The organism is Stenotrophomonas sp. YJH_SMC_16 (genome assembly GCF_059367875.1).
Genome location: NZ_JCAFRH010000005.1, coordinates 433,064 through 447,389 on the forward strand (window position 1 = coordinate 433,064; position 14,326 = coordinate 447,389).

The 14,326-nt window shown below is 67.5% G+C and carries 14 protein-coding genes; 4 read left to right on the forward strand and 10 right to left on the reverse strand.

Translation table 11 applies throughout. The features are described 5' to 3' along the window. Positions 1–56: 56 nt before the first annotated feature. The 8 genes from AC5P6E_RS14135 to prmB form a co-directional block, all read right to left on the reverse strand. Positions 57–713 carry a phosphoribosylanthranilate isomerase gene (locus AC5P6E_RS14135; protein WP_010483057.1) on the reverse strand — a complete coding sequence of 219 codons (657 nt, stop codon included), beginning with the start codon at positions 711–713 and terminating at the stop codon, positions 57–59. Next, a complete protein-coding gene (gene truA / locus AC5P6E_RS14140) occupies positions 710–1,480 on the reverse strand; it encodes a tRNA pseudouridine(38-40) synthase TruA (RefSeq protein ID WP_010483055.1) in 771 nt (256 codons plus the stop codon). The genes AC5P6E_RS14135 and truA overlap by 4 nt, the downstream gene beginning before the upstream one ends. 32 nt (positions 1,481–1,512) lie before the next feature. Beyond that, a complete protein-coding gene (locus tag AC5P6E_RS14145; RefSeq protein WP_032952441.1) occupies positions 1,513–1,875 on the reverse strand; it encodes a VOC family protein in 363 nt (120 codons plus the stop codon). 26 nt (positions 1,876–1,901) lie between these two features. Beyond that, entirely contained in the window at positions 1,902–3,962 is a 2,061-nt protein-coding gene (locus AC5P6E_RS14150; RefSeq protein WP_495231054.1) for a FimV/HubP family polar landmark protein, read from the reverse strand. A gap of 130 nt (positions 3,963–4,092) precedes the next feature. After that, complete coding sequence (locus AC5P6E_RS14155) at positions 4,093–5,121, reverse strand: aspartate-semialdehyde dehydrogenase (protein ID WP_019336665.1); 1,029 nt, start codon at positions 5,119–5,121, stop codon at positions 4,093–4,095. 92 nt (positions 5,122–5,213) lie between these two features. After that, positions 5,214–6,251: a 2-hydroxyacid dehydrogenase gene (locus tag AC5P6E_RS14160; RefSeq protein WP_010483047.1), complete on the reverse strand. Its 1,038-nt coding sequence runs from the start codon at positions 6,249–6,251 to the stop codon at positions 5,214–5,216. Then, positions 6,244–7,347 (reverse strand): chorismate synthase, encoded by a 1,104-nt coding sequence (gene aroC, locus AC5P6E_RS14165; protein ID WP_010483045.1) that lies wholly within the window; start codon positions 7,345–7,347, stop codon positions 6,244–6,246. Before aroC ends, AC5P6E_RS14160 begins: the two co-directional genes overlap by 8 nt. Further along, entirely contained in the window at positions 7,344–8,273 is a 930-nt protein-coding gene (gene prmB, locus AC5P6E_RS14170; protein WP_010483043.1) for a 50S ribosomal protein L3 N(5)-glutamine methyltransferase, read from the reverse strand. The genes aroC and prmB overlap by 4 nt, the downstream gene beginning before the upstream one ends. Positions 8,274–8,395: 122 nt before the next feature. Between prmB and AC5P6E_RS14175 the strand changes: the two genes are divergently transcribed. Then, on the forward strand, positions 8,396–9,046 hold the full coding sequence (locus tag AC5P6E_RS14175) for an SCO family protein (RefSeq protein ID WP_010483041.1): 651 nt from the start codon (positions 8,396–8,398) through the stop codon (positions 9,044–9,046). Beyond that, entirely contained in the window at positions 9,043–9,885 is an 843-nt protein-coding gene (gene asd / locus AC5P6E_RS14180) for an archaetidylserine decarboxylase (RefSeq protein ID WP_019336666.1), read from the forward strand. The genes AC5P6E_RS14175 and asd overlap by 4 nt, the downstream gene beginning before the upstream one ends. A 107-nt stretch (positions 9,886–9,992) precedes the next feature. On the opposite strand, the gene AC5P6E_RS14185 is transcribed toward asd, so the two are convergent. Next, complete coding sequence (locus tag AC5P6E_RS14185) at positions 9,993–10,340, reverse strand: ribonuclease E inhibitor RraB (protein WP_010483037.1); 348 nt, start codon at positions 10,338–10,340, stop codon at positions 9,993–9,995. Positions 10,341–10,363: 23 nt separating this feature from the next. Next, positions 10,364–11,968, reverse strand: coding sequence for a transglycosylase SLT domain-containing protein (locus AC5P6E_RS14190; RefSeq protein ID WP_010483035.1), 1,605 nt, complete (start codon positions 11,966–11,968; stop codon positions 10,364–10,366). Between the two features lie 122 nt (positions 11,969–12,090). Here AC5P6E_RS14190 and AC5P6E_RS14195 point away from each other — a divergent pair, with 122 nt between their 5' ends. After that, complete coding sequence (locus AC5P6E_RS14195; protein WP_019336667.1) at positions 12,091–13,596, forward strand: helicase HerA-like domain-containing protein; 1,506 nt, start codon at positions 12,091–12,093, stop codon at positions 13,594–13,596. Between the two features lie 81 nt (positions 13,597–13,677). Further along, positions 13,678–14,184: a transcription elongation factor GreB gene (gene greB / locus AC5P6E_RS14200; protein WP_019336668.1), complete on the forward strand. Its 507-nt coding sequence runs from the start codon at positions 13,678–13,680 to the stop codon at positions 14,182–14,184. Positions 14,185–14,326 lie beyond the last annotated feature (142 nt).

The following is a 14,326-nucleotide window of genomic DNA, read 5'->3' on the forward strand; positions in this document are numbered from 1 at the left end:
CGCTGGAACCTGAATTACCCGGAAGCGTGACTCCCATCACACCAAGGTGACGCGGATCACTCCAGAACGGTGCAATCCGCGCGACGCACTTCCTCGACGAAGGTGCGCATCCTGTAGCCGTCCTTGATGCCCGGCTCCAGTTCGATGCCACTGGAGACGTCCACGCCCCACGGCAGCGTCGCCAGCACGGCGTCGTAGACATTTTCCGGGTTCAGGCCACCGGCCAGCAGGAACGGCCGGTGCAATCCGGTCGGAACGCGGCCCCAGTCGAATGCCACGCCGGTGCCGCCGCCACCACCCGGGGCGTGGCTGTCGAACAGGAAGCCGGCAGCGCTGGGATAGCGTAGCTGCAGGGTGCGGGCGTTGACCTCTTCACGACCCCCCATGGCGATCGCCTTCAGGTAAGGCATGTTGAAGCTGCGGCAGAAGCTCTCGTCTTCCTCACCGTGGAACTGCAGCAGGGTCGGCCGCACCGTGCGCAGGACCTCGCGCACTTCTTCCTTGCTGTTGTTGCGGAACAGCGCCACCACGTCGACCATCGGTGCGATCGCCTGGCGCATCGCGCGGGCCTCAGCCGGTGCGACCCGGCGGCTGCTCTCGCGGGCAAAGATGAAACCCACTGCGTCCACGCCCAGCTCACCGGCCAGGCGGACGTCGCCAGCACGGGTCATTCCACAGAACTTGATGCGCGTACGGTAGTAGGAACGGCTCATAGCGTGACCTCGGCGGGCAGATGCCAGTTGTCGGGGTACAGGGGCCCAAGGAACACCAGGCCCTGCGGCGGTGCGGTGGGACCAGCTACGGTGCGGTCGCGCCCGGCCAGCAGTTCGGCGATCCATTCCACCGGTTTTTCACCGCTGCCCACCAGGATCAACGATCCGACGATATTGCGGACCATGTGATGAAGAAATGCATTGCCACGTACTGCGACTTCGATCACTTCGCCATCGCGGCTGACCTGCAACGACTGCAGTTCACGCCGCGCATGCAGCGCCTGGCACTGCACCGAACGGAACGCGCTGAAGTCGTTCTCGCCAAGCAGGGCCTGGCCGGCGGCGTGCATCAGGGTCTCGTCCAGCGCCCGGCGCTCCCAGCTCAGGGTCTGCCGGTCCAGTGCCGGCCGTACCTCACGGTTGAGCAGCCGATAGCGGTAGCGGCGCGCACGTGCGGAGAAGCGGGCGTGGAAATCATCGGCCACCGGCACGCACCAGCGCACCGCGATCGAGCGCGGCAGGCGGGTGGTGGTGCCGAGCATCCAGGCGCGCGGATCGCGCACCACGTCGGTATCGAAATGCACGACCTGGCACTGGCCATGCACGCCGGCATCGGTGCGGCCGGCGCAGACCACCTGCAGCGGCGCATCAGCCACCGATGACAGGGCCTGCTCGAGGCTGGCCTGCACGCTGGGACCACCCTCGCCCAGGTTCTGCCAGCCCCTGAAATCGCTGCCGTCGTACTCGACGCCAAGCGCATAACGCATGTGCTACCTCGATGTTGCGGATGGGGCGGCGCTCAGGCCGGATCGCGTTCGGACCAGACCGCCAGTTCGTTGCCACCGGGCTCGACGAACTGGAAGCGGCTGCCACCGGGGAAGGAGAACACCGGGCGCACGATCTCGCCGCCGGCGTCGCGCACGGCGGCCTCGACCGGTGCCAACTGGTCGGCATACAGCACCAGCAGCGGTGCACCGCTGTCGCTGGCCCGCTGCGGCTGGCCACGGAAGAAGCCGCCCTGCAGGCGGCCATCGTCGAACGCCGTGTAGTCGCTGCCGTAGTCGACGAACGACCAGTCGAACACCTTCTCGAAGAAGGCGCGGCTGGCGGCCGGGTCGCTGGACGCGAATTCAACGTAGTCGATGCGGCGTTCGCGGCTCATGGCAAGGCCCTTGTCGGCAGGTTCGGTCACGGCAGGCGCGCCAGCAGTTCGCGGGCCTGGGCCTGGCTGTGCAGGTCGCCGCCTTCGGCGACTTCCAGCAACAGGGTGCGCGCGGTCTGTGCGTCGCCCAGATCGAGGTAGGCAATGGCCAGTTCCAGGCGCTCCTGGCCGGCACGTGGCGACCAGCCCGCGTCGCCGGCAGGCGCAGCCGCGCTCGACGCGATGTCGTCGGAATGAGAGGCCTCGACGGCGCCATGGTCGATGCCGTCGATGGCTTCGCGACGGGCGGCGTCCACCGGAGCCTCGTTCTCATGCGCGTCGGCCGGCAGATCGAACACGCCGCGGAACTGCGGCTGCTGTTCGGCATGCAGTGCGTAGTCCGGCACCACCACTTCGACCGGCGCCTGCGGTGCAACGCGCTCGTCCTGCAGCGGCTCGGCGACGACACCCTCGTCGCCGGTGGTTGCGGGATCGTCCCAGCGCGGCAGATCGGTCACCGCTTCGGGCAATGCCACCACGTCCTCCTCGCGCAGCGTGTCGGTCTGCCAGCCGGCCCGCGCCAGGTCCTCGGCAACGGGTTCGGCGACCAACACGTCATGCACTTCGGTTTCGGTGGCCCAGGCGGGCATCGCCGGTTCCTGGCGGCCATTGTCGGCAACAGCCGACGACCATGAGGACTGCTCGGCCAGCGTATCCAGCGCCGCACCCGCCGGCACCGCCGCGGTCAGGCCGGCGGCATCGTCTTCCTCACGCAGCGGCGGCAGCGGCGACGGCTTGCGACGACGCAGCAGCCAGGCCGCGCCCGCCGCCAGCAGCAGTACCGGCAGCCCCAGCCAGTACCACGGCGTTGCCGCATCGCGGGCATCCGGTGCCTGCGCCAGGCGCTGCTGCGCGGCGGCCAGGTCGTTGTCCTTCATCGCGATCAGCGACTGCTGCTGTTCCTTGAGTTTCTCAAGGTCGGCCACGCGCTGCTTCAGCTCGCCGATCTCGGCATCGCGGGTGGCGATGTCCTCACGCGCCTGGCGCAGTTGTTCGTTGCCCAGCATGTCACCCTCGCTGCCGGCAGCGGTGCCGGTGGTTGTGCCCGCGTGCGCGGCGTCGGACGCCAGCGCCGGAGCGATCTCAAGTCGTGCCCCGTTGGCGGCAGGCGGGGAAGAAGCGTTCGTGGTTGCGGCCTTGGCGACCGGGGCGACGGTACCCGCGGGTTGCGGCACGGTACGCGCCTGCCGCCATTGCGCAGCGTGCTCGCGCACGAGCGTCGCCGCTTCGGCAGCGTCGACCGCAGCAAGCGCATCGCTGCCTGGCATGCGCAGCACCGCCCCCTGCTTGAGCAGGTTGACGTTGCCCCGGATGAAGGCTTCGGGATTGGCACGCAGCAGGGCGATCATCGCGCGGTCGCGACTGACCTGGTTGCCACGTGCCACTGCACTGGCGATCTGCGACAGGGTCTGCCCGCGCTGCACGGTGATGCTGCCATCGGCCGCCGGTGCAGCAACCGGCGCGGAGGCCGCACGCGGGCGTGCCGGTGCAGGCACCACCGCAGATGGCGGCGTAGTGGGCGTCTCTGCTGCCGGCACCGTTGCCGAAGCCGGTGCAGGTTCGCGCACGATGGTATTGGAGAGCGTGCCGGCCGGTGCGACGATCTCCGGCTCGGCCACGGCCAGCGCACTGGGCGGCGCATCGACCAGCGCCGAGTACTCACGCACCAGGCGGCCCTGACCCCAGTCGGCTTCGATCAGGAAGCTCAGCGACGGCGTCTCCACCGGCGCCTGCGAGGTGACGCGCACCACTGCCCTGCCCTGCGTGTCGCGGGTCAGTTCGAACTGCAGTTCACTGACCAGTCCGGTTGGCCGCTGCAGGCCGACACGTTCGAAGGTGACCGGTGAGGCAAGCGCCACCCGCAGGTTTTCCAGCTCGGACGGATCGGCCGAGACCACCGGGATTTCAGCCAGCAGGGGCTGGCCCGGCTTGGACAGGACCCGGATGTCACCCAACCCCAGGGCGAGCGCCGAACTGCTGGCCAAGGCGAGCAGTGCGGCGGACAGATAGGTGAGCGGGCGCTTTGCGCCCTTGGCCCGTTTATTCATGGGCGACACTATAAAGCGTGCGGACCGGGGTCCGCACCCATGTAGAGCCGAGCCCATGCTCGGCTGCATGGCCTGAGCCGAGCGTAGGCTCGGCTCTACAGAAAAGGCCGGGGATTGCCCGGCCTCTCCATCAGCGCTGCTCGGCGGCGACCAGCTCGGCCAGCTGCACGGCATTCAACGCCGCGCCCTTGCGCACGTTGTCCGACACGATCCACAGGTTCAGGCCGCACGGATGCGACAGGTCTTCACGGATACGGCCGACATACACCGCATCGGTGCCCGAGGCATGGGTGACCGGAGTCGGATAACCACCGGCTTCATGGCGGTCCACCACTTCAACGCCCGGCGACTGTTCCAGCAGCGCGCGCGCTTCGGCCACGGTCACCTTGTCGCGGGTTTCGATCGCCACCGATTCGGAGTGGCCGTAGAACACCGGCACGCGCACAGCGGTCGGGTTCACCAGGATGCTGTCGTCGCCGAGGATCTTGCGGGTCTCCCAGATCAGCTTCATCTCTTCCTTGGTGAAACCGTTGTCCTGGAAGTCGTCGATGTGCGGGATCAGGTTGAAGGCGATCTGCACCGGGAAGCGCTGCGGATCGATCTCCTGGAAGCTCAGCAGCTGGCCGGTCTGCTTGCCCAGTTCCTCGGTGGCCGAACGACCGCCTCCGGACACCGACTGGTAGGTGGAGACGTTGATGCGCTCGATGCCGTACTTGCGGTGCAGCGGCGCCAGCGCCACCAGCATCTGCATGGTCGAGCAGTTCGGGTTGGCGATGATGCCGCGCGGACGGTTGGCGACCTGCTCCGGGTTGACCTCGGACACCACCAGCGGCACGTCATCGTCGTAACGGAAGGCCGAGGAGTTGTCGATCACCACAGCGCCCGCTGCTGCGAACTTCGGCGCGTATTCCTTGGACACGCTGCCGCCGGCCGAGAACAGGGCGATCTCGACGCCGCTCGGATCAAAGGTAGCCAGGTCCTGGACCTTGACCTTCTGGCCGTTGAACTCGATCTCGCCGCCGGCCGAACGCTCGGAAGCGAGAACGCTCAGGGTACCGACCGGGAAATCACGCTCGGCCAGGATCGACAACATGGTCTCGCCTACCGCACCGGTGGCACCGACGACGGCGACGTGGAAACTGCGCTGTGCATTGCTCATGGGGGAAACTCTCACGAAAACGGGAATGGGGAAGAAACACGCACGACAGCTGGGTTCGGGGAACCTCCTCAAGCGGGGCGCGCGGAGGTTCCCTATCGTTTCCCGGTTTTTTTGCCCAGAGTCACGCGCGCGGCCATCGCCGCGTCAGCGTTGATCGCGCTCGGCATGCGCGACAGGCCGCCGTCCAGGCCGAGCCCGGCAACCAGATTATCCACGGCCAGCTGTACCATCGCCGTGCGCGTGGCCAGCGAGGCGCTGCCGATATGCGGAGTCAGCACGACATTGCGCAGCGCCAGCAGTTCGGGGCGCACCTTCGGCTCGCCTTCGTACACATCCAGGCCCGCTGCGGCAAGGCGACCGTTGGCCAGCGCATCGGCCAGCGCGATCTCATCAACCAGGCCACCACGGGCGATGTTCACCAGCGTTGCCGACGGCTTCATCTTCGCCAGCGCGACGGCATCGATCAGATGGTGCGAGGCCGGCGTGTACGGCAGCACCAGCAGCAGGTGGTCGGACTGTGCCAGCAGCGTATCCAGGTCCACATAGGTGGCGCCCACTTCCGCTTCGGTCGCGGCCGGCAGCTGCGAGCGGTTGTGGTACAGCACCTTCATGCCGAACCCGTGTGCACCGCGGCGGGCAATGCCCTGGCCGATGCGGCCCATGCCGAGGATGCCCAGCGTGCTGCCGTGGATGTCGGCACCGAGCATGGTCTGGAACGACCACTGCTGCCACTGCCCTTCGCGCAGCCAGCGCTCGGATTCAGTGATGCGGCGTGCAGTGGCCATCAGCAACGCGAAGCCGAGATCGGCGGTGGTCCCGGTCAGGACGTCCGGCGTGTTGCTGGCGAGAATGCCGGCGGCGCTGAGCGCGTCGACATCCAGGTTGTTGTAGCCGACGCCGACATTGGCGATCACCTGCAGCTGTGCGGCGTCGGCCACCTGGGCCGCACCAATGCGCTCGTTGAGCGTGATGATTGCGCCGTCGGCGCTGGCCAGCTGTTCGGCGATCTGATCGGGCGACCAGGCGGTGACAGTGTCGGTGCTGCGCAGCTGTACGCGATCGCGCAACGGCGCGATGGCCGCGTCGATCAGCGGCTGGCTCACCCACACCGTCGGCCGCGTGTCAGCCATCGATCTGCCCGGGAATGCGCGGGGTGATCGTGCCGACATCGCCACACTGCGCGCGATGACGCAGCGCCTGGTCCATCAGCACCATCGCCACCATCGCCTCGGCGATCGGGGTGGCACGGATGCCGACGCAGGGATCATGGCGGCCGGTGGTGACCACCTCGACCACGTTGCCGGCCGTGTCCAGCGACGGGCCCGGCAGGCGCAGGCTGGAGGTCGGCTTCAACACGATCGAGGCGACCACCGGCTGGCCGGTGGAAATGCCACCGAGGATGCCGCCGGCATGGTTGCTGGCGAAGCCCTGCGGGGTCAGCAGGTCACGGTGCTCGGTGCCCTTCTGCGCTGCGCTGGCGAAACCGTCGCCGATCTCCACACCCTTCACCGCGTTGATGCTCATCAGCGCAGCGGCCAGTTCGCCATCGAGCTTGCCGTAGATCGGCTCGCCCCAGCCCGGCGGCACGTTGTCGGCGACCACGTCCACGCGCGCACCGACCGAATCACCGGACTTGCGCAGCGCATCCATGTACGCCTCCAGTTCCGGCACCTGTGCGGCGTGCGGCCAGAAGAACGGATTGTCTTCCACCGCCGACCAGTCGAAACCGGCCGGCGTGATGTCGCCCAGCTGCGACAGGTAGCCACGCACGGTCACGCCGAAGCGCTCGGCGAGCCACTTCTTGGCGACCACGCCTGCGGCCACGCGCATGGTAGTCTCGCGTGCCGAGGAACGGCCGCCACCGCGCGGGTCGCGGATGCCGTACTTGTGCCAGTAGCTGTAGTCGGCATGACCCGGCCGGAACTGCTGGCCGATGTTGGCGTAGTCCTTGCTGCGCTGGTCGGTGTTGCGGATCAGCAGCGCGATCGGCGTGCCGGTGGTCAGGCCCTCGTACACGCCGGACAGGATCTCGACCTCATCGGCTTCGCGACGCGCCGAGGTGTGCCGGCTCTTGCCGGTGGCGCGACGCTGCAGGTCGTGGGCGAATTCGGCCGCGTCCAGCGCCAGCCCCGGCGGGCAGCCATCGATCACGCAGCCGATGGCCGGCCCGTGCGACTCGCCGAACGTGGTGACGGTGAACAGCTTGCCGAACGAATTGGAGCTCACGGGCGCTGCGCCGCCAGTTCGGTGATGCGGGCGCTGTGGGCGATCAGTTCGCGGCACTCGACCGCGAAGATGCCCATCTGGCCAACCTTGAACTCGATCCAGGCGAAATCGACTTCCGGCAGCAGCTTGACCAGATGCTGTTCGGACTCGCCCACTTCACAGATCAGCAGACCGTCTTCGCTCAGGTGCAGCGGGGCATCGCGCAGGATCTTCAGCACCAGGTCCAGGCCGTCATCGCCGGCACGCAGACCCATCTCCGGCTCGTAGGAGTATTCCTGCGGCAGGGCATCGGTCTCGTCGTTAGTGACGTACGGCGGGTTGGTGACGATCAGGTCGTAGTGGCGGCCGGTCAGGCCGTTGAACAGGTCCGACTTGAGCAGGGTGACGTTGTGCGCCTGCAGGCGTTCCTTGTTCTCTTCGGCCAGCGACAGCGCGTCGTCGCTCAGGTCGACGCCATCCACTTCCCAGTTCGGGTAGTAATGGCCCATGGCGATGGCGATGCAGCCCGAACCGGTGCAAAGATCCAGCGCGCGGCTGACATCGCGGCCGGCCAGCCACGGCTCGAAGCCGCATTCGATCAGTTCGGCGATCGGCGAACGCGGCACCAGGGCGCGCTTGTCGCTCTTGAAGCTCAGGCCGGCGAACCAGGCCTCACCGGTCAAGTAGGCGGCCGGGATGCGTTCATCGATGCGACGCTGGAACAGTTCCAGCACGCGCAGCTTTTCGGCCTGCAGCAGGCGCGCCTGGCCATAGGCCGGGCCCAGATCGTGCGGCAGGTGCAGGCTGTGCAGCACCAGCTGGGTGGCCTCGTCCAGCGCATTGTCGTAGCTGTGACCGAAGGTCAGCCCGGCTTCGTTGAAACGGCTGGTGCCGTAGCGGATCAGATCGATGATCGTGTGGAGTTCGGCGGCCGTTTCAGCGGTCATGGCGGTACTGCGGGCAAAGTGGCCCCCGATTATAGGGGCTGGCGCCCGCGGCGGCATCCGTTGCGGCAGAAACGATCGGGCCGCAGCCGGTATGATGGAGCCCACTTCGCGCGGGGGCTCCCATGTTCAATCGCAACGCCGGCATCATCCTGCTGATCGCCCTGGCGGCGGGCCTGGGCCTGCTGGCCGCCCAGCAGGTGTTCGCGCCGAAGCCACCGGCCAACGCCCCGGCCACCGAAGCGATCACGCTGTACCCGCAGCCGCGCGAACTGCCCGACTTCAACCTGGCCCAGTCCGACGGCACCCGCCTGATTCCGGGCGAGCTGAAGGGCCACTGGACCCTGGTGTTCCTGGGCTTCACCTTCTGCCCCGACGTCTGCCCCACCACTCTGGCCGAGCTGGCCGGCGCGCAGAACCAGTGGGAGGCCCTGCCCGACAGCCTGCGCCCGCGCGTGCTGTTCATCTCGGTCGACCCGGACCGTGACAGCGCCACACGCCTCGGCGAGTACGTGCACGGCTTCCACAAGGACACCCTGGCCGCCACCGCCGATATCCCGTCGCTGGAGCGCTTTGCCACTTCGCTGGGTTTCGTGTTCCAGAAGGTGCCGGGCAAGCACTTCGACGAGAACCCTGAGGATTACACCGTCGAGCACTCGGCCAGCCTGGCCGTGCTCGACCCGCAGGGCCGCCTTGCCGGCCTGGTGCGGCCCCCGTTCAACGCGCCGGCCATTGCCCGCGACCTGCAGAAGCTGACCGAGAAAACCGCCCCATGAGCCTCACCACCGCCCTGACGTACGCCCTGCCCCACCGCCTGCTGTCCTCGATGGCGCGTTCGCTGGCGTACTCGGACGATCCGCGCGTGTCGCGCTGGCTGATCGACACCGTCACCCGCAAGTTCAACGTCAACCTGGACGAAGCGGCCAACCCGGACCCGCGCAGCTATGCCACCTTCAACCAGTTCTTCACGCGTGCGCTGAAGCCGGGGGCGCGCGTGGCCGATGCCGATCCGCGCAGCCTGGTGATGCCGGCCGACGGCCGCATCAGCCAGCTGGGGAAGATCGAGGCCGGCCGGATCTTCCAGGCCAAGGGCCAGTCGTTCACCGCCGCCGAACTGCTGGGCAGCGACGAAGACGCCAAGCCGTACAACGACGGCCTGTACGCCACCGTGTACCTGTCGCCGCGCGATTACCACCGCGTGCACATGCCGTGGACCGGCACCCTGCGCGAGACCGTGCACGTGCCGGGCCGCCTGTTCAGCGTCGGTCCGGCCGCGGTGAACGGCGTGCCGCGCCTGTTCGCCCGCAACGAGCGCCTGGTCTGCCACTTCGATACCAGCTTCGGCCCGATGGTGAGCGTGATGGTCGGTGCACTGCTGGTGTCCGGCGTGGAGACCGTATGGAGCGGTGAGGAGATCCCGGCCTACGGTGACCGCATCACCCGCAAGGATTACCGCGGCCAGGGCATCCAGCTGGAGCGCTTCGCCGAGATGGCGCGCTTCAACTACGGTTCGACCGTGATCGTGCTGCTACCGCCGGGCGTGGCCGAGTTCGCGCCGCAGCTGGGCGCCGAAAGCCCGGTGCAGCTGGGCCAGGCGCTGGCGACGCTGCGCTGAGGTACATGTAGAGCCGAGCCCATGCTCGGCTGCTGGCTGCAACCGGTCATGCATTTCTGTGGGCAAAGGAAGCCGAGCATGGGCTCGGCTCTACAGCCAGAAGCGCGCTACTGCAGGGCCGGGGCTGGACCTACGTCCATGCCGTCGTAGTCTTCCACGCCCTTCTCCGCGGCCAGCGCCGCGAACTCCTGGTTGCGACGGTCCAGCGAGGCTTCGTCGTGAATCTCCACGCGCTCCACATGCAGCACGTGGAACGGCGCGTCGCCTTCTTCCGGCTCCTGCTCGAACAGTTCCACAAAGGAGTAGCCCTGCGCCTGCAGATGGTCAGCCAGTACCTGCAACGGCTCAGCAGTGGAATGCACGAAGAAATACCCCCACAGCAACGGGCCGGTGATGTCCCAGTCGGTGTTTTCGCGGAGGTTGGCGAACAGGTTGCGGGTGTCTTCGAGGTCCATGCGGATTCCAGGGGTCGGGAGGATTACTTGTCGCAGCCCTGCAGCTTCAGCGTCTGGCCGTGGCGCAGGCTGTAGGCCGGGGCCTTCAGGCCGTTGGCGCGGGCCAGGGTCGGCACGTCGCACTGGAATTTCGCGGCGATGGCGCCCAGGGTCTCACCCCGGCCCACCTTGTGGCTGCGCACCGGCTTCGGCCGTGCCTGCGGGCGCGGCGTAGCTACCGGAGCGGCCGGTGTGGTCGGCACGCTGGTGGACGCGGCGGCATCGGCCACCGGCACCACACCGCCCACGGCCACGCTGCCGGTGTAGCTGGCAGCGGTCGGACGCTTGATCGCTGCGTTCAGATCGGCGGTGATCAGCGTGCGGGCCAGATCGGCACGCGGGCCGCTGACGCAGTTGCGCTGGTACAGGCCGGCGATGCGGGTGGTGGCATTGATCAGCGTGCCGGCCGGAATCCAGCCGTCGGCTTCATAGCGCGGGTTGAGGTTGCGCAGCGCGCGCATGTAGCCATCGCGGGTACCGTGGCTGCCCAGGCAGATGGTCAGTTCGTAGATGGTAGTGGACTTGGCCAGGCGCAGCGTGGCCGGCTGCGCGCTGATCTTCGGGAATTCCACGCCGTACTGCTGCGGGTGCAGGAAGATCCAGGCGGCGGCGATCACCATCGGCACGTAGTCCTTGGTCTCGCCCGGGAACTGGTTGTAGACGCTGTCGGTCCAGAAGCTCTGGCCAGCACTCTGCTTGAACACGCGCGCGGCACGGCCTTCACCACCGTTGTAGGCGGCCACCGACATTTCCACGTTGTTGTTCAGCTCGCGTAGACGCTCGTTGAGGTAACTGGCGCTGGCCTCGGCGGCGCTGCGCGCGTCAAAGCGCGTATCGAAGCCGGTGCCGTCCGGGCCGAGGCCGAAGCGGCGACCGGTGGCCGGCATGAACTGCATCAGGCCGGCGGCGCCGGCGCGCGAGGACGCATGCACGCGGCCGTTGGACTCCTTGGCCATGATGCCGAACAGCAGCGCCTCGGGCAGGCCGCGCTTCTCCCACTCCGGCCACATCACCGCACGCAGGTTCTGGTAGTTCTCGTAGCTGGTCAGCAGCGCGGGACGCATGTCGGTCAGCCAACGGCGGATGCCGGCCTGCACGGCCGGGTTGTACTCGACCATGCTGTCGAAGGCATGCCGCTTGTCGTTGAGCAGCGCGGCGGCGCGCGCGGCCTCCGGCACGTCGGCGGTGAGCGGGCCGATATGGTCGGGGTCGGCTTCCAGGCGGTCACCGCCCTCGTCGGCCACGTCGTCGCTGGCAGCGGCATCAGCGTCGTGCTTGAGCAGGCGCTTGTAGCTGGCAAGCAGGGTGCCCATCTGGCAGCCCTTCTGCTTCACGCAGTCGTTGAGGACATCTTCCATGTCTTCCAGCGCGGCATCGGCCTCGTTGCTGCCCTTGGGGTCGGCATTGGCGACCAGCAGCAGGGCGTCGCTGTAACGCTTTTCGGCGACGGTCATGCGCTGCTGCAGCGCATCCACCTTCACCTTGTCCCGGGCCGAAACCCGCTGCGCATGGGCGTCGGGCGCCAGGGAAACCAGGCCGGCCAGGGCCAGCAGCGGCCAACCGCGGGAAATCAGGACAGGAACGGGCATTGATGGCACTGTGTGCGAAACAGGCAGGCAGAGTAGCGGCGCCGCCAAGGTCCGGGCAAGCCGACCTTCGGCCCGTCACCGCCGGCGGTTAACATTGGGCTATTCACCACAAGGGCTGGACCATGGATCCGATTCTGCTCGGCAAAGGCATTACCGACGATATTGCCGTCACCCTGCTGCCGAAACTCGGCAACCGCCACGGCCTGGTGGCCGGCGCCACCGGCACCGGCAAGACGGTCACCCTGATGACCCTGGCCGAGGGCTTCTCGCGGCTGGGCGTGCCGGTGTTCCTGGCCGATGTTAAGGGCGATGTGTCCGGCCTGGCTGTTCCCGGGACCGGTGCCGAGAACCTGCTGACGCGTGCTGCCGAGATCGGCGTGGCCGACTATGCGCCGGCCGCCAGCCCCACCATTTTCTGGGACCTGTACGGCAAGCTCGGCCATCCGGTGCGCACCACGGTCAGCGAGATGGGCCCGACCCTGCTGGCGCGCATCCTCGAGTTGAACGACACCCAGTCCGGCGTGCTCGACATCGTGTTCAAGCTGGCCGACGACCGTGGCCTGCTGCTGCTGGACATGGACGACCTGCGCGCCCTGCTCGGCCTGGTGGCCGAGGAGCGCAAGGACATCTCCACCGAGTACGGCCTGGTCAGTGCGCAGTCGATCGCCGCGATCCAGCGTTCGGTGCTGCGCCTGGCGCAGGATGGTGGCGAGAATTTCTTCGGCGAACCGGCGCTTGAGCTGGCCGACATCATGCGGGTCAATCACGACGGCCGCGGCGTGATCGGCATCCTCGCCGCCGACCAGCTTGTGCTCAAGCCCAAGCTGTATTCCACCTTCCTGCTGTGGCTGCTGTCGGAGTTGTTCGAGCAGCTGCCGGAGGTGGGCGACCTGGACAAGCCGAAGCTGGTCTTCATCTTCGACGAGGCCCACCTGCTGTTCGACGACGCACCGCCGTCGCTGGTGCAGCGCATCGAGCAGGTGGTGCGCCTGATCCGCTCCAAGGGCGTGGGCGTGTATTTCTGCTCGCAGTTCCCCGACGACGTGCCGGGCAACATCCTCGGCCAACTGGGCAACCGCGTGCAGCACGCGTTGCGTGCGTTCACCCCGCGCGACCAGAAGGCAGTGAAGACCGCTGCCGAAACCTTCGTGCCGAACCCGAAGCTGGACGTGGCCAAGGTGCTCAGCCAGCTCGGCACCGGCGAGGCGCTGGTGTCCACGCTGCAGGACAAGGGTGTGCCGATGCCGGTGCAGCAGACGATGATCGCGCCGCCGCGCTGCCGGATGGGACCGATCACCGAGACCGAGCGTACCCAGGTGCGTGCCGGCAGCCCGGTCGGCAGTCGTTACGACACGGCGATCAACCGTGAATCGGCCGCCGAACTGCTGGCCCAGCGCGCGCAGAAGACGGTCGAGCAGGCGCAGGCGCCGGCCGCCCGCAGCCGCGAGCAGGACGAAGCGCAGGAAGGCGGTTTCGGCCAGGCGATCAAGGATGCGATTTTCGGCACCAAGCGCCGCCAGGGCATGATCGAGACGATGGCCAAGCAGACCACGCGCACGGTCGGCACCAAGCTGGGCAACCAGATCGTGCGTGGCCTGTTGGGCGGCATCTTCGGCGGCAAGCGCTGATTCACCGCCACTGGCGGTCAGAGCTCTTTCCACGGGAAAGGGCTCCGACCCCATCGTTCCCCTGAAAAGAAGTCTTACCGCATGTCCCGTTGGCGTCCCCCCGCAGAAAAAAGCACGGCCCTGATCACCGCCTCCGGCCACGCACGGCTGAAGGCCGAACTGGATGACCTGTGGCGGGTGCGCCGCCCCGAGGTGGTGAAGGCACTGGCCGCAGCCGCCGCAGAAGGCGACCGTTCGGAAAACGCCGAGTACACCTATCGCAAGAAGCAGCTGGGCGAGATCGACCGTCGCGTGCGCTACCTGACCAAGCGATTGGAATCGCTGCGCGTGGTCGACACCACGCCGACCGATCCGCAGGCGGTGTTTTTCGGCGCGTGGGTGGAACTGGAGAACGTGGACAGTGGCGACACCAGCCGCTATCGCATTGTCGGCCCGGACGAGACCGATGCAGGCCTGGGTTGGATCAGCATCGATTCGCCGCTGGCACGTGCGCTGCTGAAGAAGCGGCTGGATGATGAATTCTCGGTGGAACTGCCCGGCGGCCAGTTCACCTTTGCGGTAATCGGGGTGGAATACGAGCCTGTGTAGCGTCGAGCATGGCTTGTATGTTCCTCCCGGCTCCTACGCGGTATGTAGGAGCCAGGGTGGAGGGACCGTCAAGCATGCATCTGCGGATACCAGCCGACAGACGAGTCGAGCGATCCCCATCCCGCACACGAACGTCGATAAA